Below are 25,099 nucleotides of genomic sequence, written 5' to 3'. Positions count from 1 at the left end.
GGAGCCAAGCAGAATTTTAGGAGACCTTCCATGGGTACCAAAGCGATTACCGACGCGAGCTTCCAGGCCGACGTCCTCGACAGCGACACACCTGTGTTGGTCGATTTCTGGGCCGAATGGTGCGGTCCGTGCAAGATGATCGGCCCCGCGCTCGAGGAGATTTCGGACGAGCTCGCTGGCAAGGTGGTGATCGCCAAGATCAACATCGACGAAAACCCCGACGCGCCGGGCAAATATGGCGTGCGCGGCATCCCGACGATGATCCTGTTCAAGAATGGCGAGATCGCCGAGACCAAGGTCGGCGCCGCGCCCAAGAGCGCGCTCAAGGGCTGGCTGGAAAACGCGCTCTGATCTGTATGGTCGCCCCCGCGAGGGCGGGGGCCGCTCTCGGCTTTATCCCGCCTTGCGGCGTAAATCGCTAGCGGCCTCCGCCTTCGCGGGGGCGACGGTTGTGGGTCGCCTCAGCTCCGGTAATCGGCGTTGATGCTGATATAGCCGTGCGTCAGGTCGCAGGTCCACACGGTCGCGCGGCCGTCGCCGAGGCCGAGGTCGGCGCCGATGCGCACCTCCATCCCCTTGAGATGCGCCGCGACGGGCGCTTCGTCATAGCCGTCGACGGGCAGGCCCTGCTTGGCGACCCAATGGTCGCCGAAGCGGATCGCGAGGCGGTCGCGGTCGGCGGGTTCGCCCGCCTTGCCCACCGCCATCACGACGCGGCCCCAGTTCGCATCCTCGCCCGCGATCGCGGTCTTGACCAAAGGCGAATTGGCGATCGCGAGCGCGACGCGTTTCGCGCTATGGTCGTCGACCGCGCCGCTGATCTGAATCTCGATAAATTTCGACGCGCCCTCGCCATCGCGCACGACCTGCTGCGCGAGGTCGAGCGCGACCTGACGGATCGCCGCATAGAGCGCGTCGGCGCCGGCGTCGTCCCATGATTCGAGCACGGGATTGCCCGCCTGGCCGGTGGCGAAGAGCAGCACGGTGTCGCTTGTGGACGTGTCGCTGTCGACGGTGATGCTGTTGAAGCTGGTGCCCGTCGCTTCGGAGAGCATCTCCTGCAGCAGCGCGGGCGCGACCGCGGCGTCGGTGAAGATATAGCCGAGCATCGTCGCCATGTCAGGGGCGATCATGCCCGATCCCTTGACGATGCCCGCGATCTGCACCGTGCGATCGCCGATCACCGCGCTCGCGGCCGATCCCTTGGCAAAGGTGTCGGTGGTGCCGGTGGTTTCGGCGGCCGCTTCCCATGAACAGGGCGCGGCGGTGAGCGCGGCCGCGACCCCGGCGCGCGCCTTGTCCTTGGGCAAGGGTACGCCGATGACCCCGGTCGAGCTGACGAAGACGTCGGTCGGGGCGCAGCCGAGGTGGCCCGCGACCTGATCCATGATCTGCTCGACCGCCTCGCGGCCGCGATAGCCGGTGAAGGCGTTGCTGTTGCCCGCGTTGACGATCAATGCACGCGCCGACCCGTCCTTGACCTGCTCGCGGCCGAGCTCGACCTCCGAGGAGCAACAGATGTTGCGCGTGAACACCCCCGCGACCGCGGTGCCGGGGGTCAGCTCGACATAGGTCAGGTCGCAGCGGTCCCATTCCTTGTACCGCGCGCGCGCGACGCGGAGCGTGACGCCGGGAATCGCGGGGAGCGCGGGGAAACTGTCGGGAGCGAGCGGGGAGCGGGTGGTCATGATGGGGGTGCGCATAATCCCAATGGGCCGATAGCAAAACCCCTCCCGTAAACGGGAGGGGTCGTCGATCCTCCCTGTCGCGAAGCGATGGGGAGGTGGCAGTCGCGTAGCGTCTGACGGAGGGGCTATTGCGCAGCGTCGCCAGCCCCTCCACCACTCGCTTCGCGAGCGGTCCCCCTCCCCACGGCTTCGCCGCAGGGAGGATCTTCAGCTTACGCCGGAATGCCGCTGATGGCTTTGACCTCCATGAAGTCCTTGAGCCCGAACAGCCCGCCTTCGCGGCCATTGCCCGACGCCTTGTAACCGCCGAAGGGCGCGCCGGGGGCGGGACCCCAATTGTTGACCGCGACCATGCCCGCGCGCAGTTTCGGCGCCACTTTCGCCGCCTCGGCGGGATCGCCCGAGATCACCGCCGACAGGCCATATTCGGTGTCGTTGGCGACGGTGATCGCCTCGTCGAGCGTGTCGTAGCTCATCACGGTCGCGACGGGGCCGAACACCTCTTCCTTGGCGATGCGCATGTCGGGGGTCACGCCCGAGAAGACGGTCGGCCTGATATAATAGCCGCGGTTGACGTTGGCGGGCAGGCCGGTGCCGCCGGTCTCCAGCGTCGCGCCCTCGTCGATCGCCGACTGGATCAGGCCCTGGATCTTGTCGAACTGCGCCTTGTTGACCACCGGGCCGATATGCGCGCCTTCGCTCAGCGGGTCGCCGACGCTCGTGCCATCGAACATCGCCTTGATGACCCCAACGGCGGCCTGCGCCTCGTCCTTCTGGACCAGGATGCGCGTCGGGGCGATGCAGCTCTGGCCGGTGTTGACGAGAACGCCCGACACCGTCGGGGGCAGCACCGCCGCGAGGTCGGCGCCGGGCAGCACGATATTCGGCGACTTGCCGCCGAGTTCCTGATGGACGCGCTTGACGGTATCGGCGGCGGCCTTGGCGACGAGGATGCCCGCGCGGGTCGAGCCGGTGAAGCTCACCATTTCGATGCCGGGGTGCGACGAGATCGCATTGCCGACGGTCGGGCCGTCACCCTGCACCAGGTTGAACACGCCCGGCGGCACGCCCGCGGCGTCGAGGATTTCGGCGAAGATCGTCGCATTGCCGGGGCATTCTTCGCTGGGCTTCAGCACCATCGTATTGCCGCCGGCGAGCGCGGGGGCGACCTTCAATGCGATTTGGTTGAGCGGCCAGTTCCACGGGGTGATCATGCCGACCACGCCGATCGGTTCGTAGACGATGGTGTTCGCGCCATGCTGTTCGGTGAACTGGAAGTCCTTGAGCGCCGCGATCGTGCCGAAGAAGCCGCCGAGCCCGGCGGGCGCCTGCGCGGCGGCGGCGAAGCTGACCGGGGCGCCCATTTCGGCGGCCATCGACTTGGCGAGGTCGGGGATGCGCTTCTTATATTCCTCGACGATGCGGCCGAGCAGCTCGAGCCGCTCTTCGCGCGTGGTCTGCGAGAAGCTCTTGAACGCTTCTTTCGCCGCCGCGACCGCAGCATCGACATCGGCGGCGGTGCCGAGCACGATGGTGCTCGCGGCTTCCTCGGTCGAGGGGCTTATGACCTGATGTTCCTTGCCGCCCTGGCTGTCGACCCACTGGCCGCCGATGTAATTTTGTTTCAGGTGCGTTTCGAAGCTGCTCATTTTCTCTCTCCCATCGGCGGTTCCGGATACGTATCGTATTGCTACCTAATCATGGCGGCGAATGAATCAAGCGCGGCCGGGCGTTATATTCGCCGGCCTCAGCGCTTTTCAGCCGCGAGACGTGACATCAATATGGCGGCGCGCGTCGCCTGCCGTTCGATGCTCGGCAGGTCGACCGCCTCGCCCGGCGCATGATCGCCGGTCGAATAGGGTCCGAGCCCCGCGAGCCCGTCGACGTCGGCGGCGACGAAGCTGATGTCGCCCGCCCCGCGTTTCAGCGGATCGAGCGGCGCCATTTCGGCGAGCCCGAGGTCGCGGTTCACGCCGTTGAGCTTGGCGAGCAGCGCACGGTTGCCGTCGGTCGGCGCCATCGAGGGATAGCCGCCGGGGTCGAAGCTCAGTTTGGCGTCGGTCAGCGGGGCGTGCTCGGCGACGATCGCCGCCATCTTCGCCTTCACCCGCTCGATCTGCTCGGGGGACAGCGCGCGCAGGTCGCCGCGCGCGATCGCGATGGGGGCGATGATATTGGTCTTGCCGCTGGCGGTGGCGCGAATGCCGCCCGCATCGAGCTCGGCCTGCTGCCCGCCCGCGATCAGCCCGACGTTGAAGGTCAGGTTCGGTTCGGGCAGCTCGGTGCGGAAGCGGTGGATGATGCGCGTCAATTCATAGATCGCGCCGTCGCCCGCCGCGGCGCTGAAAATCCCCGAGCTGTGCGCCGACTTGCCCGTCGCGGTCACGGTCCAGCTGTCCGACGAGCGGCGCGCGACCGATCCCATGTCGGCGCCATTGTCACGGACGAGCCCCTCGAAATCGAGCGCGACGTCGCTGCGCTTGCCCGCGTCGATCAGGTCGGCGCGCGCCTTCTCGATCGGATTGCCGGCATCTTCCTCGTCGCCGGTCATGTGAATTTCGATATTCGCATCCTTCAGCGTGCCCGCCGCCTGCATCGCGCGCAGCGCGGCGACGATGACGACCATGCCGCCCTTGTCGTCGCCCGCGCCCGGGCCTTCGCCTTTATCGCCCTTGCGGACGAAGGTCTGGAACGGCGAATCGGGTTCGAACACCGTGTCGAGATGCGCGATGAGCAGGAGGCGCTTGGTATCGGGCTTGCCCTTGTGCACCGCGATCAGGTGACCCGCGCGCCCCGTCTCGGGCATCGGCTTCCATGTCACCTCGAAACCGAGCGGCTCGAGTTCGGCGCGCATCATCGCGCCGACCTTTTCGACACCCGCGAGATTGAGCGAGCCGCTGTTCTGGTTGACGAGCTTTTCAAGGAGCGCGATCGAGCGCTCCTGTTCGGCGGTCACCGTCTTCGCCATCGCCGCCTCGGCTTTCGATAGCTTGGCCTCCGCCGCGGGGGCGAGCATCAGCGTGGCGGCAAGAGCGGCGGCAAGCGGCAACGATTTCATGAAAATAGGCTCCTGAGGGGGAGCCCGCATAGTGGCGCGCGATGCCGCGCGCCGCAAGCCCGCGTCAGGCGGGTTCCTTCACCTCGTCGAAATCGTCGAGCTTGCCCAGCGCCTGGCGCGCGATCGCGTGCATCTTGAGCTCGTTGACGGTCAGCCCCTGGGTGTCGTGACCGCTCGTCTCGTCGACGGTGAAGGCGACGCGCGTCTTGTCCGGCGCGAGTTCCTCGAAGGTGAATTTGAGCCCGGTCGACAGCGCGCCGTCGTCGACGCTATAGATGATGTGCGTCTCGCGCGGGATTTCCATCGCGACGGCGAATTTGACCTTATAGGCCTCGGGGCGCTCCTTGGGCGCCGCGGCTGGCCATTCGGGATCGTCCTTTTCGATCACCAGTTCATAGAGCCGCGTCGAGCCGCCGTTGGTGACGAGCGGCAGGTCGGTCTGCTGATCGTCGCCAAACATCTTTGCGAACACTTCTTCGCGCGGCGCCGCGACGGTCTTGGTCTGGCTGACCAGCTCGCTCACGCCCGAACCGCAGCCCGCGAGCAGCAGCGCCGCCGCGATCGTCATCAATTTCCCGATCATCGCCCATATCCCCCGAGTTGATCGCGGTCGTCATAGCGGCGGGGGCTTACGAAAGGGTAAGCGCGAGGTGTAAAGAGTGTTTGACAGTCCCGTCACCGGCCTGTAAAGAGCTCTTGACAGGCAAGGGAGCGAAGGTTGGAGAACCGGGTGCGCGAATATCGCGAAGCGGCGGGGTGGAGCCAGGGGGAATTGGCCCGCCGGCTGCGCGTCTCGCGGCAGACGATCAACGCGGTCGAGACCGACAAATATGACCCCAGCCTGCCGCTCGCGCTGCGCATGGCCGGCCTGTTCGGGCTCGAGGTGCGCGAGCTGTTTATCGACGACTGGAAGCCGGAGGACGAAAGATGAGTGCCGCCATGACCGACGAACGCAAGCGCAAGTGGAAGAAGGCCGGGGTCAGTTCGCTGATCGGTGCCGTGGTGGGCGCGGGCACGGTATCGCTGGCGCTTTGGGCGGCCGGCGAGGGATTGCTGGCGGCGATGGGGCCGTCGCGGATCGCGCTGGGCGGCATCGGGCTGGTGTTCCTGCTGGTCGGCGCGATGGTCGGTTTCGGGCTCGCGGCGCCGCGCGCCGGGGCGAAGCTACTCAACGTCGGCGATGCCGAGGAACTGGTCGAGGACCGGCCGAAGCTGCTGAGCTCGGCGCTCTATATGGGCTGGATCGGGGTGACTTTGGTGTCGCTCGCGCTGGCGCGAACGCCCGACTTTGCCGCCGGGATCGTTGCGCCGGGGGTGGCGCTGGCGGCGCTCGCGGTGCTGATGGCCGTCAGCCTGCTTTCCTATTTCTGGATGCGCTCCTATGACGAGTTCGACCGCCAGCTGGGGCTGGAGGGCGCGTCCTGGGCGTTTTTGATCGCGGGTGCGGTGCTGTTGCCCTGGGCCGCGCTCGACGCGCTCGGCTGGAACGCGCCGCTCGGCCCGCTCGACGTGATCGCGGTGCTCGCGATTTCGCTGATCGCGGGCAGCTTCGTCGCGGTCGCCAAGCGTGGGATGATGGTGCGTTAGCTATGTGGAACACGCCCGCTTTCGGGCGCTTTCCGTCATCTTAATCCTCCCTGCGGCGTAGCCGTGGGGAGGGGACCACCCGCAGGGTGGTGGAGGGGAGCGGGAGGCCATAGGCCGACTTCGGCTGCACGCACCCCTCCACCATGCTTCGAGTTTGGACTTGAATTGCCCCCGGCAATCCGAGTCCGGTCCGGGGGACCGGACGACCCCAAACTGTCCCCCTCCCCATCGCTTCGCGACAGGGAGGATTAGGAGGTCCGCTCTCCACCCCAAAGCCGCCATTCATCACCCTCTCAGGGCGTGATCCCGAAGCCCGAATATTCGGTGTCGATGCGGCCCCGTTGCAACCGCGCGAGCGCGAGGTCGGCCTGACCGCCGGCGCGGTCGTCGCCGCGCAGCTTGACAATGCCGCGCATGTAGAGCGACCCCGGCATGTTCGGGCTGATCTTGAGCGCGGCGTCGAGGTCGGCGCGCGCCTCCTCCATCCGGCCGAGGCGGAAAAAGACCATCGCGCGGCTGTCGAGCACCGCCGCCGGATCGTCGGTGAGCTCGATCGCGCGGGTGCAATCCTTGAGCGCCGATTCGAGTTCGAACGAGCGTGTGCCCTTGAGCCAGCAGAGGCCGTTGAGCAGGCCCGGGTCGCCCGGCCGCTCAGTCAGCGCTTCGGCGAGCAGCGCGGCGCCCTCTTCGGCGCGCCCAGCCTTGCCGAGCGTCTCGGCCTTGAGCGCGACCCAGCCGCGCTTGTCCTTCGCTGCGGCGATCTGCTCGTCGTTGAGCGCGAGCGAATCGTCGAACTGCTTGAGTTCGGCGAACAGGCGGATCTTGTAGTCGAGCGCGGTTTCAGACCCCGGATCGAGCGCCAGCACCTCGTCGGTGTCGGCGAGGGCCGCCTTGAAATCGCCGGTGTCGAAATAAAGGCCCGCGCGGCGCAGATAGGTCGCCGCATCGGCCTCGCGCTTCAGCGCCTCGCCCATATCCGCAATCGCAGCCTTGGGTTCGAAGATGCCGGCGTGGAAGACGGCGCGGTTGAGATAGCCGTTTGCGACTTCGGGATCGTCGTCGATGGCCTTTTGATAGGCGGCCAGCAGCGGGCCGAGGCGCTTCGCCTTCTTGGCTTCGGCAATCTCCTCGGTGCGCGAAGGGAAGCCCGCGGGGGCGCGCAAACGGAATTCGCGCTGCTTGGCGGCGGCGGTCGCCGCGCGCGCGGCGGGCAGCTGATCGACCGCGACCTCGCGCCCGGTGGTCCAGATCGTCTCGCGCTGTTCGAGGCGGTCGCCGGCGAGCTTCGCCTCACGCTGCATGCCGATGCCCGCGATCATCAGGTCGGCGGCGGTGTCGCCCTCCATCGCAAAACCATCGGCGCGCGGCAGCTTGAGGCTGATTTCGCGCACGATCAGGCTGGGCTGGCCGCCCGCGACCGGAATGCTCCGCCACGCGGCGCGGCTGCGGTCGGCGCTGACCTCGAAATCGCCGATCAGCCCGTCGAGCTTCACATAGGGGCGCTGCTCGTCGCGGACCCATGGCAGATTGCCGACACCCGCGGCGCGGATCGTCGCGGTGCCCGCCGCCTCGTCGATCTCGATCGCGCGCGTGTGGATCTGGCCGTTGTTGACGAAGTCGCCGAGCGCGCCCTGCGCGAGGTCGCGCAATTGTTCGGGGGTCGCCTGCGCCGCCATGCCCCTCATGCGCGTCGCAAGCTCGCCGCGCATGGTGAAGCGCATGTCGAAGAGCGGCGGAAAAGCGGTGCCCGCCGACTGGTCGTAAGCGATGCTGACGGTCATGTCGGGCCGCGCCGGGCGCCGCACGGGCAGCGGCGCGAGGTCATGGCCCGCGTTGGTCAGCGGCAGCGCGTGGCGGAAGGGCGGGACGTCGGCGAGATCCGCGACATGCGTGCCCGCGGTGGTGCCGTCGAGCCAGTAATCGGTGCCGTCGATCGCCGCCTGGACGATGACATGGTCGAAGGCGCCGAGCGTCGGCAGCCGGTCGGGCAGCGCATCGCCGAGCGTCGAATGGACGAGCGTAGGCTGCGCCGCGATGCCGAGGCGGTCCAGAACCGCGAGCAGCAGCAAGGTCTTTGCCTTGCAGTCGCCATAGCGCAGCGTCCACGTTTCCTCGGGCTTTTGCGGCACATAATTGCCGTTGGCGAGGCCGTTGTAGAGATAGCGGATCTCGTTCTGGACAAAGGCGAGCGCGGCGGCGGCGCGCGCCTTGGGGTCCTTGGTCGAGGCGGCGATCTTGTCGATCGCGGCGGCGAGCGTGCCGCTCTCCTTGACCGTGCCGGTGGTCGCGTAAAGCGGCGCGACGGTGCGCGACAGGTCGGTCCAGCTGGCGAAGGTCGAAAATTCGAGCCCCGGCGGGCGGCGATAGCGCAGCGGCGCGTCCTGCGGCATCTCGTCCTGCTTGATCACCGGCTGGGACTGGGTGAGGATGTGGTACGCGCCCTGATCGGCCTCGACCGGCGCGATGCCCTTGCCGAAGGCTTTCCACTTCACCGGCAGCGCCCTGGGCCACAGCACGCGGAGCGAGCCCTGCGCCATCGCGGCGGGTTTCGCCTGGACATTGGCAAAGGCCTCGCCATTGCCCGCGAGCACGTCGCTGCGTTCGACGACGGTTACCGAGAAACGCACCGTGTCGCCGACGCGCAGATCCTCGATCGCCGCGGTCGCGGTGAGCAGCCCGTCGATCATCTTCTGCTCGAACGCGGTTTCGCGGCGGAGCACGGTGAGCTTGAGCCCCTGCGCGAGCAGATCGATGGTGGCGCCGCCGCGGACGATCTCGAGCTTGTGGACGATCAGGTCGTCGCGGTCGGGCTGCCACACGAATTGCAGGTCGTCCCAGTTGCGCAGCGCGTCGGCCGAGGCGATGCGAAAGGCGTGGTCGGTGAAAGTCGAGCGCTTGTCGGCCTCGATCAATATCTGTTCGTCGCTGAGCAGCCACGGCGTCGCGGCATCGCCCACGGGCAGCGGCCCGGCGTGCGGCACCACCCATGCCGCCGGCGCGCCATAGGCCGGCGTGTCGGCGGCAAGGGCGGGCGCGGCGAGCGCCAAGGCCGAGGCGGCCAGAAGAATGGCAAACTTGCGCACGAATGAAACTCCCCCTGATGTCACTGATCTAGCTTGGATCATGCGCGTTACCAATGTCTTTGCGCCGGGTTTGCGGCAAAAAAAGAATAAGAGGCGATCGCGGCCTTTTGCGGCTTAAGTTCACAAAGTTCTCCGGTCGGTAGCGACTATTTTGTTACCTTTGTGCCCTTAGCGGGCGCCGACGGTTCGCGGATCGCGGCGTTGACGAGGTCCATGTTGGGGCCGCAACTGATGTCGACCGCGCCGCCGCGAAAGATGCGCACGGTGGTGACGCCGTTCAGCGCGCGCTCCATCGCATAGTCGAACATCCGCCCGCGGCCGAGATCGAGCGCCTGATCCCAGGCGCGGGCGAAGCTGCCGGCATCGTCGTGGTCGCGCAGCTTGTACGCCGAGCGGCGGCTCATGCCGACCGTCTTCGCCGCGGCGCCGACCGAGCCCATCGCCTCGAGCGCGCGGATGAAACGTTCCTGCGTGAGCGGCGTCCAGCCGTCGGCGCGGCAGCGCTGCTGCGCGACGGGCGTAAAGGCGAGAATGGTGCCTTCGAGGAGGCGGGCGGGAGCGCCAGGCGGGCGAGTCGGGTCGGTCATCCGACAGTATGGACCATAGCGGAATATTTTAGGAAAGCGATTTATTGGGGCGGGTGACGAAATTGGATTTGGGGACGGGATGGCGGGTTTCGGGCGGAAGCGGTCATCATAATCCTCCCTGTCGCGAAGCGATGGGGAGGGGGACCGCCGCCGCAGGCGGTGGTGGAGGGGCGGCGGCCTCAGACCGACGCTTATGGCATCGCCCCTCCACCACCGCTTCGCGGCGGTCCCCCTCCCCACGGCTACGCCGCAGGGAGGATTAGGAACGTCCGCTCCCCACCCCAAAGCCGACCCCCGGCGTCGCTCCAGAAAAAAGGGCGCCCGGTCCCCCCAGACCGGATGCCCTTCTTACGCGTCGCTGACCCGAAGGATCAGGCGCTGTAATACATGTCGAACTCGACCGGGCTCGGCGTCTGTTCGAAACGATAGACTTCGTCCCACTTCAGTTCGACATAGGCCTCGATCTGGTCCTTGGTGAACACGTCGCCCTTCAGCAGGAAGTCGTGGTCGGCGAGCAGGCTGTCGAGCGCTTCGCGCAGCGAGCCGCAGACGGTCGGGACTTCGGCCAGTTCCTCGGGCGGCAGGTCATAGAGATTCTTGTCCATCGGGTCGCCCGGGTGGATCTTGTTCGCGATGCCGTCGAGCCCCGCCATCAGCAGCGCCGAATAGCAGAGATAGGGGTTGGCCATTGCATCGGGGAAGCGGAATTCGACGCGCTTCGCCTTGGCGCCCGCGCCATAGGGGATGCGGCACGAGGCCGAGCGGTTGCGGCTCGAATAGGCGAGCAGCACCGGCGCTTCGAAGCCGGGAACGAGGCGCTTGTAGCTGTTCGTCGTCGGGTTGGTGAAGGCGTTCAAGGCCTTGGCGTGCTTGACGACGCCGCCGATGAAATAGAGGCACATGTCGCTGAGGCCCGCATAGCCGTTGCCGGCGAAGAGCGGCTTGCCCTTTTCCCAGATCGAGATGTGGGTGTGCATGCCGCTGCCGTTGTCGTCCTTGATCGGCTTGGGCATGAAGGTCGCGGTCTTGCCATAGGCATGCGCGACCTGGTGCACGACATATTTGTAGATCTGCATGCGGTCGGCGGTTTCGGTGAGCGTGCCGAAGGTCAGGCCCAGCTCGTGCTGCGCCGCGGCGACCTCATGGTGGTGCTTGTCGCAAGGCAGGCCCATTTCGAGCATCGTCGAGACCATCTCGGCGCGGATGTCGACGGCGCTATCGACCGGCGCGACGGGGAAATAGCCGCCCTTGGCGCGCGGACGGTGGCCGAGGTTGCCGCCTTCGTAGCTGCGGCCGGTGTTGGTCGGCAGCTCGATATCGTCGATCTCGAAGCCCGACTTGTTGTAGCCGGTTTCGAAACGCACGTCGTCGAACATGAAGAATTCGGCCTCGGGGCCGACATAGACGGTGTCGCCGACGCCGGTCGAGGCGACATAGGCCTCGGCGCGCTTCGCCGTCGTGCGCGGGTCGCGGGCGTAGCCTTCGCCGGTCGACGGCTCGACGATGTCGCAGAAGATCACCATCATCGGGGTGGCCGAGAAGGGATCGTCGTAAACGGCGTCGAGGTCGGGCTTCAGGATCATGTCGCTCTCGTTGATCGCCTTCCAGCCCTCGATCGACGAACCGTCGAACATCAGGCCGTCCTCGAGCGCATCCTCGTCGATCACGCCGGCGCACATGGTGAGGTGCTGCCACTTGCCCTTGGGATCGGTGAAACGCAGATCGACCCACTCGATGTCGTTGTCCTTGATGCGGGCGATGATGTCCTTGGGCTTGGTGGCCATGGTCTGAACTTCCTTCTTGCGATGATGACCGGCCGGGCCGGTTTAGTTGAACAGGATTGGAGAGCTTATGCTGGTCAGAGCGCGTCCTCGTTGCGCTCGCCGGTGCGGATGCGCAGCGCGGTCTCGACCGGGATGACGAAAATCTTGCCGTCGCCGATGCGGCCGGTCTGCGCGGCGGCGGCGATCGCCTCGACCACGCGCTCGGCCATCGAATCTTCGACGATGACCTCGAGCTTCACCTTGGGCAGGAAATCGACGACATATTCGGCGCCGCGATAGAGTTCGGTGTGGCCCTTCTGGCGGCCGAAGCCCTTCGCTTCGGTCACGGTGATGCCGCTGACGCCGACCTCGTGCAGCGCTTCCTTCACTTCGTCGAGCTTGAACGGCTTGATGATCGCCTCAATCTTCTTCACGCGTCATGTCCCCCACTTGGGCTTTATCGATGCCTGCAGCCAGAGCCGGACCAGGCCTGCCTGTCCGGTTCGCACTCACCTTGAGTCGCTGCGAGGCCCCGTCATGTTGCACCAATCAAAAGCCGTGCCAATTGCCGAATCGCAAGCTTCCGGTAAGAATTTTGAAAGCAAATTGCGCCGCTGCCCAAGGCGTGGGCAACGGCGCAACCGCATTGCCTAAAAAAGCGGCATATCAGCGTCCCATCGGGGCGGACGAGTCCGCCAAGTTCGCCTTGGTCCAGTTCGAGCGGTCGATGACATAGGCGCGCAGCGCCTCGGCGTCGGCAGGCGTGAGCACGTTGGCGAAGCTCACCATGCCGCGGTCCTTGAGCATGCCGTCCACGACGACACCCTTCCACGCATCGGCGTTGGCGAGCGTGCCCGAGACGCGGAGGTCGGGGGTGAAGCCGTTGCCGATCGCGCTGTCGCCGTGGCAGACGATGCAATAGCGCCCGAAATGCGCCTTGCCCGCGGCGACCTGTGCGGCGGTGCCGAACTGCGGCGGCGGGTTCCACGCGAGCGTCGTCGAGGCGGGCGGCGCGGGCAGCTTGGCGGTCCCGCCGACCTTGAGCACGACGAGGCGCGGGATGTTGGGCACCTTGCGCGTCACGCCGCCGGCGACCCCGGCGACGAGCGGGAAGGCGCCGCCCTTGCTGGTCATGAACGCCACATATTGCACGCCGCCGACGCGGAAGGTTGAAGGCGCGCTGACGATCCCCGACTGCATGTCGAGGTCGAGGAGTTGCTTGCCGGTGTCGGCGGTATAGGCGCGGAAGCGGCCGGTGCTGGTGCCCTGGAAGACGAGATTGCCCGCGGTGGTCATCGTGCCGCCGTTCCATGCCGCGGGGTGCGCGACGCTCCACGCGACCTTGCCGCTGCGCGGGTCGAAGGCGACGAGCCGCCCGGTGGTCGCGGCGACCGCGGCGCGGAACGCGGCCTTGTCGTCGGGGAGCAGTGTGCCGGTGAGCGACGTGCCGATGTTGAAGCCGACGACCTTGCGCTTGTCGAGCTCGTTCATGTCGGCGAGATAGCCCTGCGGGATCTGCTGCGCGGGGATATAGACGAGGCCCGTCGCGGGGTTGTAGCTCATCGGGTGCCAGTTGTGCGCACCGAGCGCGCCGGGGATCGCGATGAAGGGCTTGCCGGTCTTGTAGAAGCGCGCCTCGGGATTTTCGATCGGGCGCCCGGTCTTGAGGTCGTAGCCGGTGGCCCAGTTGATGCCGTCGACGAAGGGCTTGGCGTCGATCAGCTTGCCGGTCGTGCGGTCGATGGTGAAGAAAAAGCCGTTCTTGGGTGCATGGTACAGCACCTTGACGGGTTTGCCGTCGACCTGCTGCTCGGCGAGGATGATCGGCTGGGTCGCGGTATAGTCCCAAGTCTCGGCCGGGGTTTCCTGATAATGCCATTTGTAGGCGCCGGTCGAGGCGTCGAGCGCGACCACCGACGAGAGGAACCAGTTGTCGCCCTGACCATTGGAGCGCGTCCCGTGGTTCCACGGGTTGCCGTTGCCGACCCCGAGATAGACCTGGTCGAGATCCTTGTCGTAGACGATCGCGTCCCACACGGTGCCGCCGCCGCCCGAGGTCTGCCACTCGCCCTTGTCGGACCAGGTCGCATTGGCCTTGCTCGCAAAAATGTCGTCGGAGGCGGCGCCGTCCTTTTCCTTGTTGGGGTTGGGCGCGGTGTAGAAGCGCCAGCGTTCCTTGCCGGTGTCGGCATCATAGGCGGTGACATAGCCGCGGACGCCGAATTCGGCACCCCCATTGCCGATCAGCACCATGTCCTTCACGACGCGCGGGGCGCCGGTGATGGTGTAGGGCCGTTCGGCGTCGAAGGTCTGGGTCGACCAGACCTCGGTACCGGTCTTCCTGTCGAGCGCGATCAGCCGGCCGTCGAGCGCGCCGACGAACAATTTGTCGCCCCAAACCGCGACGCCGCGGTTGACGACGTCGCAGCAGGCGTGGACCGCGCGTTCCCCGGGGACCTTGGGGTCGAATTTCCACAGCAATTTGCCCGTCGCGGCGTCCCAGGCGCTGACCTTCGACCAGGCGTGGCTCACATACATCACGCCGTCGACCACCACCGGGGTCGCTTCCTGCCCGCGCGCATCGTCGAGGTCGGCGGTCCAGGCGATGCCGAGCTGGCCGACGTTCGACGCGTCAATATCCTTGAGCGGGCTGAAGCGCTGTTCGTCGTAGCTGAAGCCGATCGCGCCCCAGTCGTCGCCATTGCCGCCGGTCTTGAGCAGGGTCTCGCTGGCCTTTTCGGCATCGTCGAGCGAGGCACCGCCCGAGATGCTGTCGTTCTTCGAGGCGTTGCACGCCGCCAGTGCCAAAACCGCGCAGCCCAGCAGCGCGGCCGAAAAGACCCGTTTCGCCATCTCATGCTCTCCCGTTCGACGCCTATGCTTGACGTTAACGTCAAGTCTGCGCGCGAAGGGGGGCGGGCGCAAGCGGGAAAATGGGGGGTGGTGGGGGTGGGCTTGTCTTACCCTCCCGCTCGATGGGGGGGGCAGCCGGACTTGCGAGCTTGTTCGCCAGTCGTAGCGGTGGGGGTGCGGTGCCGGCCTGATGCGGGGGTTCGGTGACGCACCATCACCCTCATCCAACTTCGCCTAGTCGCTCCGCGGAAAGGTTTCATATCCTTCTCCCATCGAGGGAGAAGGAATCAGGCCCAGGGCGGCGCGTTCAGGCCTTTGGAGCTGGCGGTGAAGATTTCGCAGCCGGTTTCGGTGATGCCGATGCTGTGCTCGAACTGCGCCGAGAGGCTGCGGTCGCGGGTCACCGCGGTCCAGCCGTCGGCGAGCATCTTCACCGCATATTTGCCGGTGTTGATCATCGGCTCGATCGTGAAGAACATGCCGGGGCGCAGTTCCGGGCCGGTGCCGGGGCGGCCGGCGTGGACCACCTCGGGCGCGTCGTGGAACATCTGGCCGAGCCCGTGGCCGCAGAAGTCGCGCACCACCGAATAGCGGTGCTTTTCGGCATGCGTCTGGATCGCATGCGCGACGTCGCCCATGCGGTTGCCGGGCTTGGCCTGCTCGATGCCGAGCATCAGGCACTCGTAGGTCACCTCGACCAGCCGCTTCGCCTTGATCGGCACATCGCCGACCAGATACATGCGGCTGGTGTCGCCGTGCCAGCCGTCGATGATCGTCGTCACGTCGATGTTGACGATATCGCCCTCGCGCACCGGTTTGTCGTCGGGGATGCCGTGGCACACGACATGGTTGATGCTGGTACAGCAGCTGTGCGTAAAACCGCGATAGCCGAGCGTCGCAGGAATGCCGCCGCCCTCTAACATCATCGTGCGGACGAGGTCGTCGATCTCCGCCGTGGTGACGCCCGGCTGGACGAAGGGGACGAGCGCGTCGAGGATTTCGGCCGACAGCCGCCCCGCCTTGCGCATCCCGGCAAAGCCCGCCGCGTCGTGCAGCTTGATCGTGCCGTCGCGAACGCGGGCGGGCGCGGCCGTGTCGGCGGCGCTTACGGTGACATAGTCGTACATGGGGGCGGTATAGGCGATGGGGGGTCAAAAAGCGAGGGGCGGCACCATGGCCGCCCCGTCGCCTTTATTCCGCCGCCTTGTCGAGCTTGGTCTTCGCCTTGCCCTTGCTCGCCTTGGGCGGGGCGGGGGTGATTTCGAAGGTGAGCGGGTTCCCGACCTTGGCGTCGTCGCCGGTCTTCATCTTCACCTTGACCTCGCCGCCATGGACCAGCTTGCCGAAGAGCAGTTCCTCGGCCAGCGGCTGCTTGATCTTTTCCTGGATCAGGCGGCCCATCGGACGCGCGCCATAGAGCTTGTCGTAGCCCTTGGCGGTCAGCCATTCGCGGGCGCCGTCGTCGAGCTGGATATGGACGTTGCGATCAGCCAGCTGGAGTTCGAGCTGGAGGATGAACTTGTCGACCACGCGCGCGACGACCTCGGGCGGCAGATAGCCGAAGGGCACGATCGCATCGAGGCGGTTGCGGAATTCGGGGGTGAACATGCGCTTCACCGCCTCTTCCTGGACATCCTCGCGCGTCGATGCGCCGAAGCCGATCGACTCGCGCGCCATGTCGCTGGCGCCCGCATTGGTCGTCATGATCAGCACGACGTTGCGGAAGTCGACGGTCTTGCCATGGTGGTCGGTCAGCCGGCCATTGTCCATCACCTGCAAGAGGATGTTGAACAGGTCGGGGTGCGCCTTCTCGATCTCGTCGAGCAGCAGCACGCAATGCGGGTTCTGGTCGATCGCATCGGTGAGCAGCCCGCCTTGGTCGTAACCGACATAGCCCGGAGGCGCACCGATCAGGCGCGACACGCTGTGGCGCTCCATATATTCGCTCATGTCGAAGCGCTGGAGCGGGATGCCCATGATCGACGCGAGCTGCTTGGCGACCTCGGTCTTGCCGACGCCGGTGGGGCCCGAGAAGAGATAGTTGCCGATCGGCTTCTCGGGATCGCGCAGACCCGCGCGCGACAGCTTGATCGCCGACGAGAGCACCTCGATTGCGGTGTTCTGGCCGAAGACGACGCGCTTCAGGTCGGTCTCGAGCGTTTCGAGGACCTTCTTGTCGTCGCTCGACACCGATTTGGGCGGGATGCGCGCCATCGTCGCGATGACCGCCTCGATCTCCTTGGCGGTGATCGTCTTCTTGCGCTTCGACGGGGCGACGAGCATCTGCATCGCGCCGACCTCGTCGATCACGTCGATCGCCTTGTCGGGCAATTTGCGGTCGTTGATGTAGCGCGCGCTGAGCTCGACCGCGGCGTTGATCGCGTCGGGGGTGTAGCGCACCTGATGGTGGCTCTCGAACGCGCTGCGCAGGCCTGCGAGGATCTTCTTGGTGTCCTCGAGCGTGGGCTCGATCACGTCGATCTTCTGGAAGCGGCGGAGCAGCGCGCGGTCCTTTTCGAAGTGATTGCGGAACTCCTTGTAGGTCGTCGAGCCGATGCAGCGGATGACGCCGCCTGACAGCGCAGGCTTGAGCAGGTTCGACGCGTCCATCGCGCCGCCGCTCGTCGCGCCGGCGCCGATCACCGTGTGGATCTCGTCGATGAACAGGATCGCGTGCGGCAGGCCTTCGAGTTCGGTGACGACCTGTTTCAGCCGCTCCTCGAAATCGCCGCGGTAGCGCGTGCCCGCGAGCAGCGCGCCCATATCGAGCGAATAGATGACCGCGGGCAGCAGCACCTCGGGCACGTCGCCCTCGATGATCTTGCGCGCGAGGCCCTCGGCGATCGCGGTCTTGCCGACGCCGGGATCGCCCACGTACAGCGGGTTGTTCTTGCTGCGGCGGCAGAGGATCTGGATCGTACGGTCGACCTCGGCGCTGCGGCCGATCAGCGGGTCGACCTTGCCGACCTTGGCCTTCTCGTTGAGGTTGACGGTGAACTGGTCGAGCGCGGTCTCTTTCTTGTTCTTCGCGTCCGACTTGTCCTTCGCCTCTTCCTTCTCCTCGGGCTCGGCCTGCGGCGAGGGCTTGCCGCCCTTGCCGACGCCGTGGCTGAGGTACGAGACCGCGTCGAGGCGCGTCAGGTCCTGCTGCTGGAGGAAATAGACCGCGTAGCTTTCGCGTTCGGAGAAGAGCGCGACGAGGACGTTGGCGCCGGTCACCTCGTCCTTGCCCGACGACTGGACGTGCAGGATAGCGCGCTGGACGACGCGCTGGAAGCCCGACGTCGGCGACGGGTCGCTGTGCCCTTCGACCTTCAGGCTGTCGAGCTCGGTGTCGAGATAATGGACGACCGCCGATTGCAGGTCGTCGAGCGCGACGCCGCAGGCGCGCATCACTTCGGCGGCATGATCGTCGTCGATCAGCGCGTAGAGCAGATGCTCGAGCGTCGCATATTCGTGGTGACGCTCCGAAGCGGCCTTCAAAGCGTTGTGCAGGGTCTTTTCGAGGCTCTCCGAAAAGGACGGCATGGTCTTCATCTCCTTGCGGGGACCAGGCCGGGGAGATGGCGGCCCCCTTAGGAACACAAGGTGGCGATGCCGCCGCCCCACCGCAAGGGAAAAGCGGAGACGTCCATGTGAAATTACGATGACAGGCTTTCGTTATGGTTAACGGGGCGTTGAGAATTCGGGTGGGGGGGTCGGGTGGGGTGGGGAGCGGACGTCATAATCCTCCCTGTCGCGAAGCGATGGGGAGGTGGCAGCGGCGAAGCCGCTGACGGAGGGGCCGACGCCGTCAGGCGTCGCGCGACCTTTCAGCCCCTCCACCACCGCCTGCGGCGGCGGTCCCTCTCCCCATGGCCTTCGGCCACAGGGAGGATTTTTCCGTCCGCAACCGCCCGATACCCGTCACCCCTTCTTGAACAGCGACTCCGCGATCGCCTTGTGCCCCGCGGCGGTCGCCTTGTGCGCCTTGACGCGCGCGATCTCGCCCTCGAGCACCGCGACGCGTTCGTCGAGTTCGTCGAGCGACAGCGGATCGAGCGGCTGTTTGGTCAGCGCCGCGAGCACATCGTCGCGGCGGCGGGGAAGGTCGTCGTCGTCCATGGCGGGCATCCTCCTCTTTTCGCAGGCCGAACTTGTTGACCCGCCGCCCCGGGCTGTCAATAAGGCGCCCCTGTGGGAAGCAGGGGGATTTCGAACGTGACCAGCGTGCCGGACAGCATGACCGCCATCGCCATCAGCGCGCCGGGCGGGCCCGAGGTTCTTGTCCCCGAAACGCGTCCCGTGCCGCGACCGGGACCGGGCGAACTGCTCGTCCGCGTCGCCGCGGCGGGGGTCAACCGCCCCGACGTGCTGCAGCGCATGGGCTTCTATCCGCCGCCGCCGGGCGCGTCGGACCTGCCGGGGCTCGAGATCGCGGGGACCGTCGTTGCGGTGGGGCCGGGGGGCGATCCCGAGATGCTGGGGCAGGCGGTGTGCGCGCTCGTCGCGGGCGGCGGCTATGCCGAATATTGCCTCGCGCCGGCGGGAAGCTGCCTGCCGGTGCCGCGGGGCTTTTCGATGGCCGAAGCCGCAGCGCTGCCCGAAACGGTCTTCACCGTGTGGCACAATCTGTTCGAGCGCGCGTGGGTGATGGAGGGCGAGACCGTGCTCGTCCACGGCGGCACCAGCGGCATCGGCACGACCGCGATCGGGCTGTGCAAACTCTTCGGGATCAGGGTCATCGTGACCTGCGGCAGCGCCGGCAAATGCGCCGCCGCGACCGCGCTCGGCGCCGATCTCGCCATCGACTATTCGCGCGAAGACTATGTCGAGGCGGTGAAGGCCTTCACCGGCGGCGCGGGCGTGAACGCCGTGCTCGACATGGTCGGCGGCGATTATGTGCCGCGCAACCTCGAATGCCTCGCCGACGACGGACGCCACGTCACCATCGCCTTCCAGCGCGGCGCGAAGGTCGAGATCGACATTTCGCAGGTCATGCGCCGCCGGCTGACGATGACCGGATCGACGCTCCGCGCGCGCAGCGCCGACTTCAAGGCGGCGCTGGCGGACGAAATCGCGCGCACCGTCTGGCCGCGTTTGAGCGAAGGCGCGTGGAAGCCCGCGATGGACCGCGCCTTCCCGCTCGCCGAGGCGGCCGCGGCGCACGCGCGCATGCAGGCGGGCGAACATGTCGGGAAAATCGTGCTCAGCGTGGGGTGAATGGAGGAACGCGCATCGCCTTTCGGCGGTTGTTCAGAGGCGGCGGGGGCCGTTCTGAATACCACCAGGAGATTTTCCATGCGCTTTTCTTATGCCTCGGTCGCGGTCCTTGCGCTCGGCCTTGCCGCCTGTTCGCAGCCGGCGGCCGACCAGCCCGCGGCGCAGCCCGAGAAGAGCGCGGCGGCGAGCGACGGCCTGCCGCCGCCGATCAAGCCCGTCGATATCCCGACCAAGGGCGGCGACGGCTCGCCGATCGACCTTGCCGGCCTGACCCCGGCCGATGTTTCGGCGGCCAAACTGCCCGGCGAACTTGGCTGCAGCTTTGCCGCCGACGCTGCCACGCCGCCGATTCTGGTCGCGATGGGCGATGTCGCGTCGAGCGATCCGGCGCGTGGGATCGTCAAGGTCGGAACGACGATCGAGCGCGTCGCGTCGCCCGGCGGCTTCGACGGCATGACCAAGGGCGCGCGCTTCACGGGCAAGGGGCTGCAACTGCGCCTCGCGCTCACCGGCCCCGCGACGGGCGGCGGCGAATCGCCGCCGAGCCCCGCGACGCTGACAGGCGACCGCGCCGACGGCGCGGTGCGGGTGTTCGCGGGCGAGTGGCGCTGCGGTCCGTAAGCGCCGCTTGCGGGCCGGACGCGATCCCCGCATAGAGGCGCGGGTGGCGCCGGGGGGTGCCGCAAGCGCCTCCGGGGGGAAGCGATGAGCGACTGGCCGATCCTTCACGAATATGCGCCAAGCGGAAATTGCTACAAAATCCGCATGACCGCGGCTTTGCTCGACTATCCGATCGAGCGGCGAGAATATGACATCATGCAGGGCGAGACGCGGACGCCGACCTTCCTCGCCGAGGTCAATCCGAACGGGCGTATTCCCGTGCTGCAGGTCGGTGACCAATTTCTGCCCGAGAGCAATGCCGCTTGCTTCTGGCTCGCCGACGGCACGCATCTCGTCCCTTATGACCGGTTCGAACGCGCGGACATGCTGCACTGGATGTTCTGGGAACAATATAATCACGAACCCAATGTGGCGACCTTGCGCTTCTGGATGAAATGGGTCGGCGAGGCCAATTTCACCGACATCCAGCGCGCCCAGGTGCCGGTGAAGCAGCAGGCGGGCGCCGCGGCGCTGAAGCTGATGGACGCGCATCTCGCGGGGCGCGAGTGGCTGGTCGGGGCGGATCTGTCGCTCGCCGACATCGCGCTCTATGCCTATACGCATGTCGCCGAGGACAGCGGGCTGTTCGCGCTGGCGGACTATCCCGCGGTGCAGGCCTGGATCGCGCGGGTCGAGGCCGAGCCGGGGTTCGTGGCGATGGGGGCATAGCCCGGCGGGATATTGCTCCCGCGCTTCGTCGAGCCTATCATCCCGGAATGATCTTCTTCCTGATCTGGGCCGCCTGCTGCGTCGTCGCCGTCTACAAGGAGCGGCTTCTGCTGTGGACATTTCTGTGCGCCGCTCCGCTGGCCGTGGTTTCCATCGAATGGCTGAACCGGCCAGCGCAGCCGCAGCCGGATTTCGGCTATTATCCGTGGGGGCCCATCGCGCTGTTCATGGGAATTGCGATCGTCATATCCGCCACCGGCACGCTCAGCATCGTTCGCGCGGCGCTTCGATCGGGGCGGGGCTGACGTTCGCGAACATTTGCGGGGCGAGAGTGGCCGAGGCCATTGTGATCAGGGCGTAACAGCGAGTCCGGTTTCGGACGAACCTTGCCGTTCCCCGGCGAAAGCCGGGGTCCAGATGGCAAGCGCAGCCCTCGCATCCTGGGCCCCGGCTTTCGCCGGGGAACGGGGTAGGGCGGACGGCCGCTCTCCACCCCAAAAGCCGACGCAGCCCTCGCTGAATCCCCGCACTTGCCCCTTTTTCGAAACCGGCATATAGCCCCACCCAATGTCCGGCCGCCCCGCGAGGGGCGGCCCTTATTATTTCCGCCCCGCGAGGGGCGGGGCTTTCATTTGCGCTTTTGGAGAGCAGTCATGGCCAATGCCGATGCCACCCCGTTGATGCCGCACGCGACCGCCGCCTGGCTGGTCGACAACACCGGCCTCACCTTCGTCCAGATCGCCGAATATTGCGGCATCCACATCCTCGAGGTCCAGGCGATCGCCGACGAAACCGCCGCGACCAAATATACCGGTCGCGACCCCGTGCGCGCGCACGAGCTGTCGATGGACGAGATCGAAAAGGGTCAGAACGACCCCAATTACAAGCTCAAGATGAGCAAGCAGGCGCAGGACACGATCCGCCGCACCCGCGGTCCGCGCTACACGCCCGTGAGCAAGCGCCAGGACAAGCCCGACGGCATCGCCTGGATCCTGAAGAACCACCCCGAAGTGTCGGACGGCGCGATCGGCAAGCTGATCGGCACCACGCGCAACACCATCGGCGCGATCCGCGACCGCAGCCACTGGAACAGCGCGAACATCGTCCCCAAGGATCCGGTGACGCTCGGCCTCTGCTCGCAGCGCGAACTCGACGCGCTCGTCGCCAAGGCCGCGAAGAAGGCGGGGATCAAGGCGCCCGAGGACAGCCGTTTCGAGGGCGACCGCGAGGCGCTGCTCGAGGAACTGCGCGCCGAACGCACCGCCGCCGCCGAAGCGCGCGCCGCGGAGGAAGCCGCCGAAGCGGCGAACGACGAAACGGCCGCATAAGGCGTGGCGTCGGTCGGCGACGACGAGGGCATCCCGGCGGCCAGCGGCTCGCCGGACGCCTCGCTGACGCAGGACGACAGCTTCACCGCGACCAGCCACGCCGGGCTGACCTATCCCTGGGGCGATGCCGCGCCGGGGGCGGGCGAGACGATCCGCATCGCGCCGGGGATCAGCTGGGCGCGCATCCCGATGCCGGGGTCGCTCGGCCATATCAACAGCTGGCTGCTCGACGACCATGACGGCGTCGCGGTCGTCGACACCGGCGTGTGCCTCACCATCTGCTCGGACGCGTGGAAGGCGCTTTACGCGGGGGCGCTCAAGGATGTGCCGGTCACCCGCGTCATCGGCACGCACCTCCACCCCGACCATATCGGGCTCGCGGGCTGGATCGCGAAGAAGAAGGGCGTCCAGCTGTGGATGACGCGCGGCGAGATGCTGACCGCCCGGATGATCGTCGGCGACACCGGCGAGACGGTGCCCGAAGAGGCGCTGGCGCAATCGCGCGCCGCGGGCTGGGACGACGAGCAGATAGACGCGCAGCGCAATGGCGGCTGGGGTCGCTTTGCGATGGTGATGTACCCGCTGCCGCGCAGCTACACGCGGATCAAGGACGGCGATGTGCTCGACATGGGCGCGCATCGGTGGCGCGTCGTCGTCGGGTCGGGACACAGCCCCGAACATGCGTGCCTGTGGAACGAGCGCGAGGGCGTGCTGGTGTCGGGCGACCAGGTGCTGCCGCGGATCAGCTCGAACGTGTCGGTCAACATCACCGAGCCCGATGCCGATCCGCTGGGCGAATGGCTGGCGTCGATCGACAAGCTGATCGCGACGGTGCCCGCAGACGTGATCACCTGCCCCGCGCACGGCCAGCCGTTCAAGGGGCTGCACGTCCGGCTGATGGCGCTCCGCGACGAGCATCGCATGCGGCTCTATAATCTGTCCGAGTCGATCGCCAGGGCGCCGATGCGTGCGGTCGACAGCTTCCCCTTGCTGTTCAACCGGCCGATCGGCGGCGAGCAGCTTGGCATGGCGACCGGCGAGGCGCTCGCGCATCTGCGGCGGCTCGAGGTCGAGGGGCGGGTGAAGCGCGAGGATCGCGACGGCGTGTGGTGGTACCACGGGGCCGCGTGACGGCCGCGCGGCGTCTTCAAAGTTCAGTAAAGTTCAGCCCTTTGGGCATCCCCTTTCGGCACTTGCGACGTGCTGGACGCGCCCGGTACGGTGGGTCGCATCCGCGCGGCGGGGGCGACCGCTTTTGTCCACCGAATGAACGAGTCGAATGAAGGCTGGCACAGCCGAATAATGTAGGAAAGCCTTATTTGCAGACGCTGTCCGCTTTGGGGTGGGAAGCTGCCGTAAAGCCCTCTCCCCTTGAGGGGAGAGGATAGCGCAGCTTGCTCCGTCAGGAGCTAGCGAAGCTTGGAGAGGGGTGCTTGGACGCCTCTGGCGGTCGGAAACCCCTCTCAACTCCGGCTAGGCAGCAGGCTGCCAAGCCTGCGTATCTCTCCCCTCAAGGGGAGAGAGCATAACCCTGCGAACGGCAGCTACCGCCCGTTAGCGGTCACCGCGTCCGCATCGGCGGCGAACGACTGAAATGGGGTGGGAAGCGGACGTCAATATATGCGCGGTTTAGGCAGCATCCACAATGCTGTCGGGCGCAACGATTGCCTCAGCAATATCCCTAAGCACCACCATCTTATACTGCCCTCGGAATCTGGAATTTAGCTTCCAGAAATCATGAATCTCTTTGCGGAAGTCGACGCCGCACCGAAAAATGAACGAGCTGAGCGGCCCCATTCCGAAAACATCGTCGACCGGGTCTACCCGCTGATCGCGTGAGATGTTTTTGAGGGCTTCCCATGCCACAGAGGGTTGCGCGAATATTAGTCCATCGAGCAAATCCGTATACTCCACCTCAATGGGCTCTCCTTGGGCGACAGTGAGGTTTGCAAGTCTCTCGGCTATCCACGCTTCCGCGATTGCGCCGGTATCTGGATATTCGGTCATCTGCATAGGGTAACGGAATCTGCATGCCCGCAATCGGTCGTTTGCTGTCTCTCCGTCAGAGCAGTGCCCACAGGTGCGTCCTTTTTTGTTTCGCGCAAAAATGCAAACGCGCGAAGAGGCTGGCGCGCGACCGTTAGGTCGCCTCCTCATCAACGTTGCATCATGACTCAGCATTGGAGGAAAAAAACTGCTTCGCGGCCGGCGCGACATCTTCGTGTCTTTGCGTCTTTGCGCGAAACCAATAGGACCGACATCCGCGACACGGCGGTCCGCCTCTGTCTTGCGCGGCTCCTGCCCAAGCAGTCACTTCGGCCGGTTCATCACCCAGCTGAACGCCATCGCGTTAAAGATCGTGTAGAGCCCGTAGAGCAGCAGCCCGGTGAACCAGTTGCGCGTCGCGATCGCCATCGCGCCGACCAGCAACAAAAATTCGAAGACATAGGTGACATTCGGCCCGACCTTGTCGGCCAGCGGCTTGACCATCTGCCGGATCAGCGGATCGTCGCTTTCCATGAAGGCGCGGTGCATCGCGAAATTGCCGATGCCCGCGGCGAAAATGGCGATGATCGCGATCCACATGATCCGCGATATGGGGCGGCGGGCGCTGCTAGTCC

Annotated in this window: 23 protein-coding genes; 9 read left to right on the top strand and 14 right to left on the bottom strand. The window is 66.4% G+C overall.

Features of this window, described 5'->3' with window-relative positions; translation table 11 throughout:
• The first annotated feature begins 30 nt into the window (after positions 1-30).
• A complete protein-coding gene (trxA, locus tag BWQ93_RS13090; RefSeq protein ID WP_077030931.1) occupies positions 31-351 on the top strand; it encodes a thioredoxin TrxA in 321 nt (106 codons plus the stop codon).
• Positions 352-461: 110 nt separating this feature from the next.
• On the opposite strand, the gene argJ is transcribed toward trxA, so the two are convergent.
• From argJ to BWQ93_RS13070, 4 genes are all read right to left on the bottom strand, one after another.
• Positions 462-1,688, bottom strand: coding sequence for a bifunctional glutamate N-acetyltransferase/amino-acid acetyltransferase ArgJ (gene argJ, locus BWQ93_RS13085; RefSeq protein WP_198040388.1), 1,227 nt, complete (start codon positions 1,686-1,688; stop codon positions 462-464).
• A 212-nt stretch (positions 1,689-1,900) separates the two neighbouring features.
• Positions 1,901-3,337, bottom strand: coding sequence for an aldehyde dehydrogenase family protein (locus BWQ93_RS13080; RefSeq protein WP_077030929.1), 1,437 nt, complete (start codon positions 3,335-3,337; stop codon positions 1,901-1,903).
• A 98-nt stretch (positions 3,338-3,435) separates the two neighbouring features.
• Positions 3,436-4,746 carry a M20/M25/M40 family metallo-hydrolase gene (locus tag BWQ93_RS13075; protein ID WP_077030928.1) on the bottom strand — a complete coding sequence of 437 codons (1,311 nt, stop codon included), beginning with the start codon at positions 4,744-4,746 and terminating at the stop codon, positions 3,436-3,438.
• A 64-nt stretch (positions 4,747-4,810) separates the two neighbouring features.
• A complete protein-coding gene (locus tag BWQ93_RS13070; protein WP_077030927.1) occupies positions 4,811-5,329 on the bottom strand; it encodes a hypothetical protein in 519 nt (172 codons plus the stop codon).
• 135 nt (positions 5,330-5,464) lie between these two features.
• On the opposite strand from BWQ93_RS13070, the gene BWQ93_RS13065 reads away from it, so the two are divergent.
• Both BWQ93_RS13065 and BWQ93_RS13060 read left to right on the top strand, forming a co-directional pair.
• Positions 5,465-5,677 carry a helix-turn-helix transcriptional regulator gene (locus tag BWQ93_RS13065; protein WP_077030926.1) on the top strand — a complete coding sequence of 71 codons (213 nt, stop codon included), beginning with the start codon at positions 5,465-5,467 and terminating at the stop codon, positions 5,675-5,677.
• An 8-nt stretch (positions 5,678-5,685) separates the two neighbouring features.
• Entirely contained in the window at positions 5,686-6,333 is a 648-nt protein-coding gene (locus BWQ93_RS13060) for a hypothetical protein (RefSeq protein WP_077030925.1), read from the top strand.
• A gap of 293 nt (positions 6,334-6,626) precedes the next feature.
• Here the strand turns inward: BWQ93_RS13060 and BWQ93_RS13055 are convergent, their stop codons facing one another.
• The 8 genes from BWQ93_RS13055 to BWQ93_RS13020 all read right to left on the bottom strand — a co-directional run bounded on the left by BWQ93_RS13055 (position 6,627) and on the right by BWQ93_RS13020 (position 18,723).
• The gene (locus tag BWQ93_RS13055) at positions 6,627-9,416 is read right to left on the bottom strand and encodes a DUF3857 domain-containing protein (protein ID WP_198040387.1); all 2,790 of its coding nucleotides are present in this window, start codon (positions 9,414-9,416) and stop codon (positions 6,627-6,629) included.
• A 146-nt stretch (positions 9,417-9,562) separates the two neighbouring features.
• Positions 9,563-10,003 (bottom strand): hypothetical protein, encoded by a 441-nt coding sequence (locus BWQ93_RS13050; RefSeq protein WP_077030924.1) that lies wholly within the window; start codon positions 10,001-10,003, stop codon positions 9,563-9,565.
• Positions 10,004-10,374: 371 nt separating this feature from the next.
• Positions 10,375-11,787 (bottom strand): type I glutamate--ammonia ligase, encoded by a 1,413-nt coding sequence (glnA, locus tag BWQ93_RS13045; protein WP_077030923.1) that lies wholly within the window; start codon positions 11,785-11,787, stop codon positions 10,375-10,377.
• A 74-nt stretch (positions 11,788-11,861) separates the two neighbouring features.
• A complete protein-coding gene (locus BWQ93_RS13040; RefSeq protein WP_037518110.1) occupies positions 11,862-12,200 on the bottom strand; it encodes a P-II family nitrogen regulator in 339 nt (112 codons plus the stop codon).
• 232 nt (positions 12,201-12,432) lie between these two features.
• Positions 12,433-14,619, bottom strand: coding sequence for a PQQ-dependent dehydrogenase, methanol/ethanol family (locus BWQ93_RS13035; protein WP_077030922.1), 2,187 nt, complete (start codon positions 14,617-14,619; stop codon positions 12,433-12,435).
• 287 nt (positions 14,620-14,906) lie between these two features.
• On the bottom strand, positions 14,907-15,746 hold the full coding sequence (gene map / locus BWQ93_RS13030; RefSeq protein WP_077030921.1) for a type I methionyl aminopeptidase: 840 nt from the start codon (positions 15,744-15,746) through the stop codon (positions 14,907-14,909).
• 64 nt (positions 15,747-15,810) lie between these two features.
• On the bottom strand, positions 15,811-18,147 hold the full coding sequence (gene clpA, locus BWQ93_RS13025; protein ID WP_077032399.1) for an ATP-dependent Clp protease ATP-binding subunit ClpA: 2,337 nt from the start codon (positions 18,145-18,147) through the stop codon (positions 15,811-15,813).
• Between the two features lie 378 nt (positions 18,148-18,525).
• Positions 18,526-18,723: a DUF1192 domain-containing protein gene (locus BWQ93_RS13020; RefSeq protein ID WP_077030920.1), complete on the bottom strand. Its 198-nt coding sequence runs from the start codon at positions 18,721-18,723 to the stop codon at positions 18,526-18,528.
• A gap of 117 nt (positions 18,724-18,840) precedes the next feature.
• On the opposite strand from BWQ93_RS13020, the gene BWQ93_RS13015 reads away from it, so the two are divergent.
• The 6 genes from BWQ93_RS13015 to BWQ93_RS12990 all read left to right on the top strand — a co-directional run bounded on the left by BWQ93_RS13015 (position 18,841) and on the right by BWQ93_RS12990 (position 23,609).
• Entirely contained in the window at positions 18,841-19,821 is a 981-nt protein-coding gene (locus BWQ93_RS13015; RefSeq protein ID WP_077030919.1) for an NAD(P)H-quinone oxidoreductase, read from the top strand.
• A gap of 78 nt (positions 19,822-19,899) precedes the next feature.
• Positions 19,900-20,442, top strand: a complete 543-nt coding sequence (locus BWQ93_RS13010) for a hypothetical protein (protein ID WP_077030918.1) — start codon at positions 19,900-19,902, stop codon at positions 20,440-20,442.
• 84 nt (positions 20,443-20,526) lie between these two features.
• Positions 20,527-21,150, top strand: a complete 624-nt coding sequence (locus BWQ93_RS13005) for a glutathione S-transferase family protein (RefSeq protein ID WP_077030917.1) — start codon at positions 20,527-20,529, stop codon at positions 21,148-21,150.
• A gap of 47 nt (positions 21,151-21,197) precedes the next feature.
• Entirely contained in the window at positions 21,198-21,455 is a 258-nt protein-coding gene (locus tag BWQ93_RS13000) for a hypothetical protein (protein ID WP_077030916.1), read from the top strand.
• 375 nt (positions 21,456-21,830) lie between these two features.
• Positions 21,831-22,478 carry a DUF1013 domain-containing protein gene (locus tag BWQ93_RS12995; protein ID WP_077032397.1) on the top strand — a complete coding sequence of 216 codons (648 nt, stop codon included), beginning with the start codon at positions 21,831-21,833 and terminating at the stop codon, positions 22,476-22,478.
• Between the two features lie 3 nt (positions 22,479-22,481).
• Complete coding sequence (locus BWQ93_RS12990) at positions 22,482-23,609, top strand: MBL fold metallo-hydrolase (protein WP_083720867.1); 1,128 nt, start codon at positions 22,482-22,484, stop codon at positions 23,607-23,609.
• Between the two features lie 498 nt (positions 23,610-24,107).
• On the opposite strand, the gene BWQ93_RS12985 is transcribed toward BWQ93_RS12990, so the two are convergent.
• Entirely contained in the window at positions 24,108-24,491 is a 384-nt protein-coding gene (locus BWQ93_RS12985) for a hypothetical protein (protein ID WP_077030915.1), read from the bottom strand.
• 297 nt (positions 24,492-24,788) lie between these two features.
• Positions 24,789-25,064, bottom strand: coding sequence for a hypothetical protein (locus BWQ93_RS12980; RefSeq protein ID WP_077030914.1), 276 nt, complete (start codon positions 25,062-25,064; stop codon positions 24,789-24,791).
• Positions 25,065-25,099 lie beyond the last annotated feature (35 nt).

The sequence above is a fragment of the Sphingopyxis sp. QXT-31 genome (genome assembly GCF_001984035.1).
Classification (GTDB): domain Bacteria; phylum Pseudomonadota; class Alphaproteobacteria; order Sphingomonadales; family Sphingomonadaceae; genus Sphingopyxis.
Note: the sequence above shows the minus strand (reverse complement) of the source record. Positions and strands in the feature narration are given on the sequence as shown.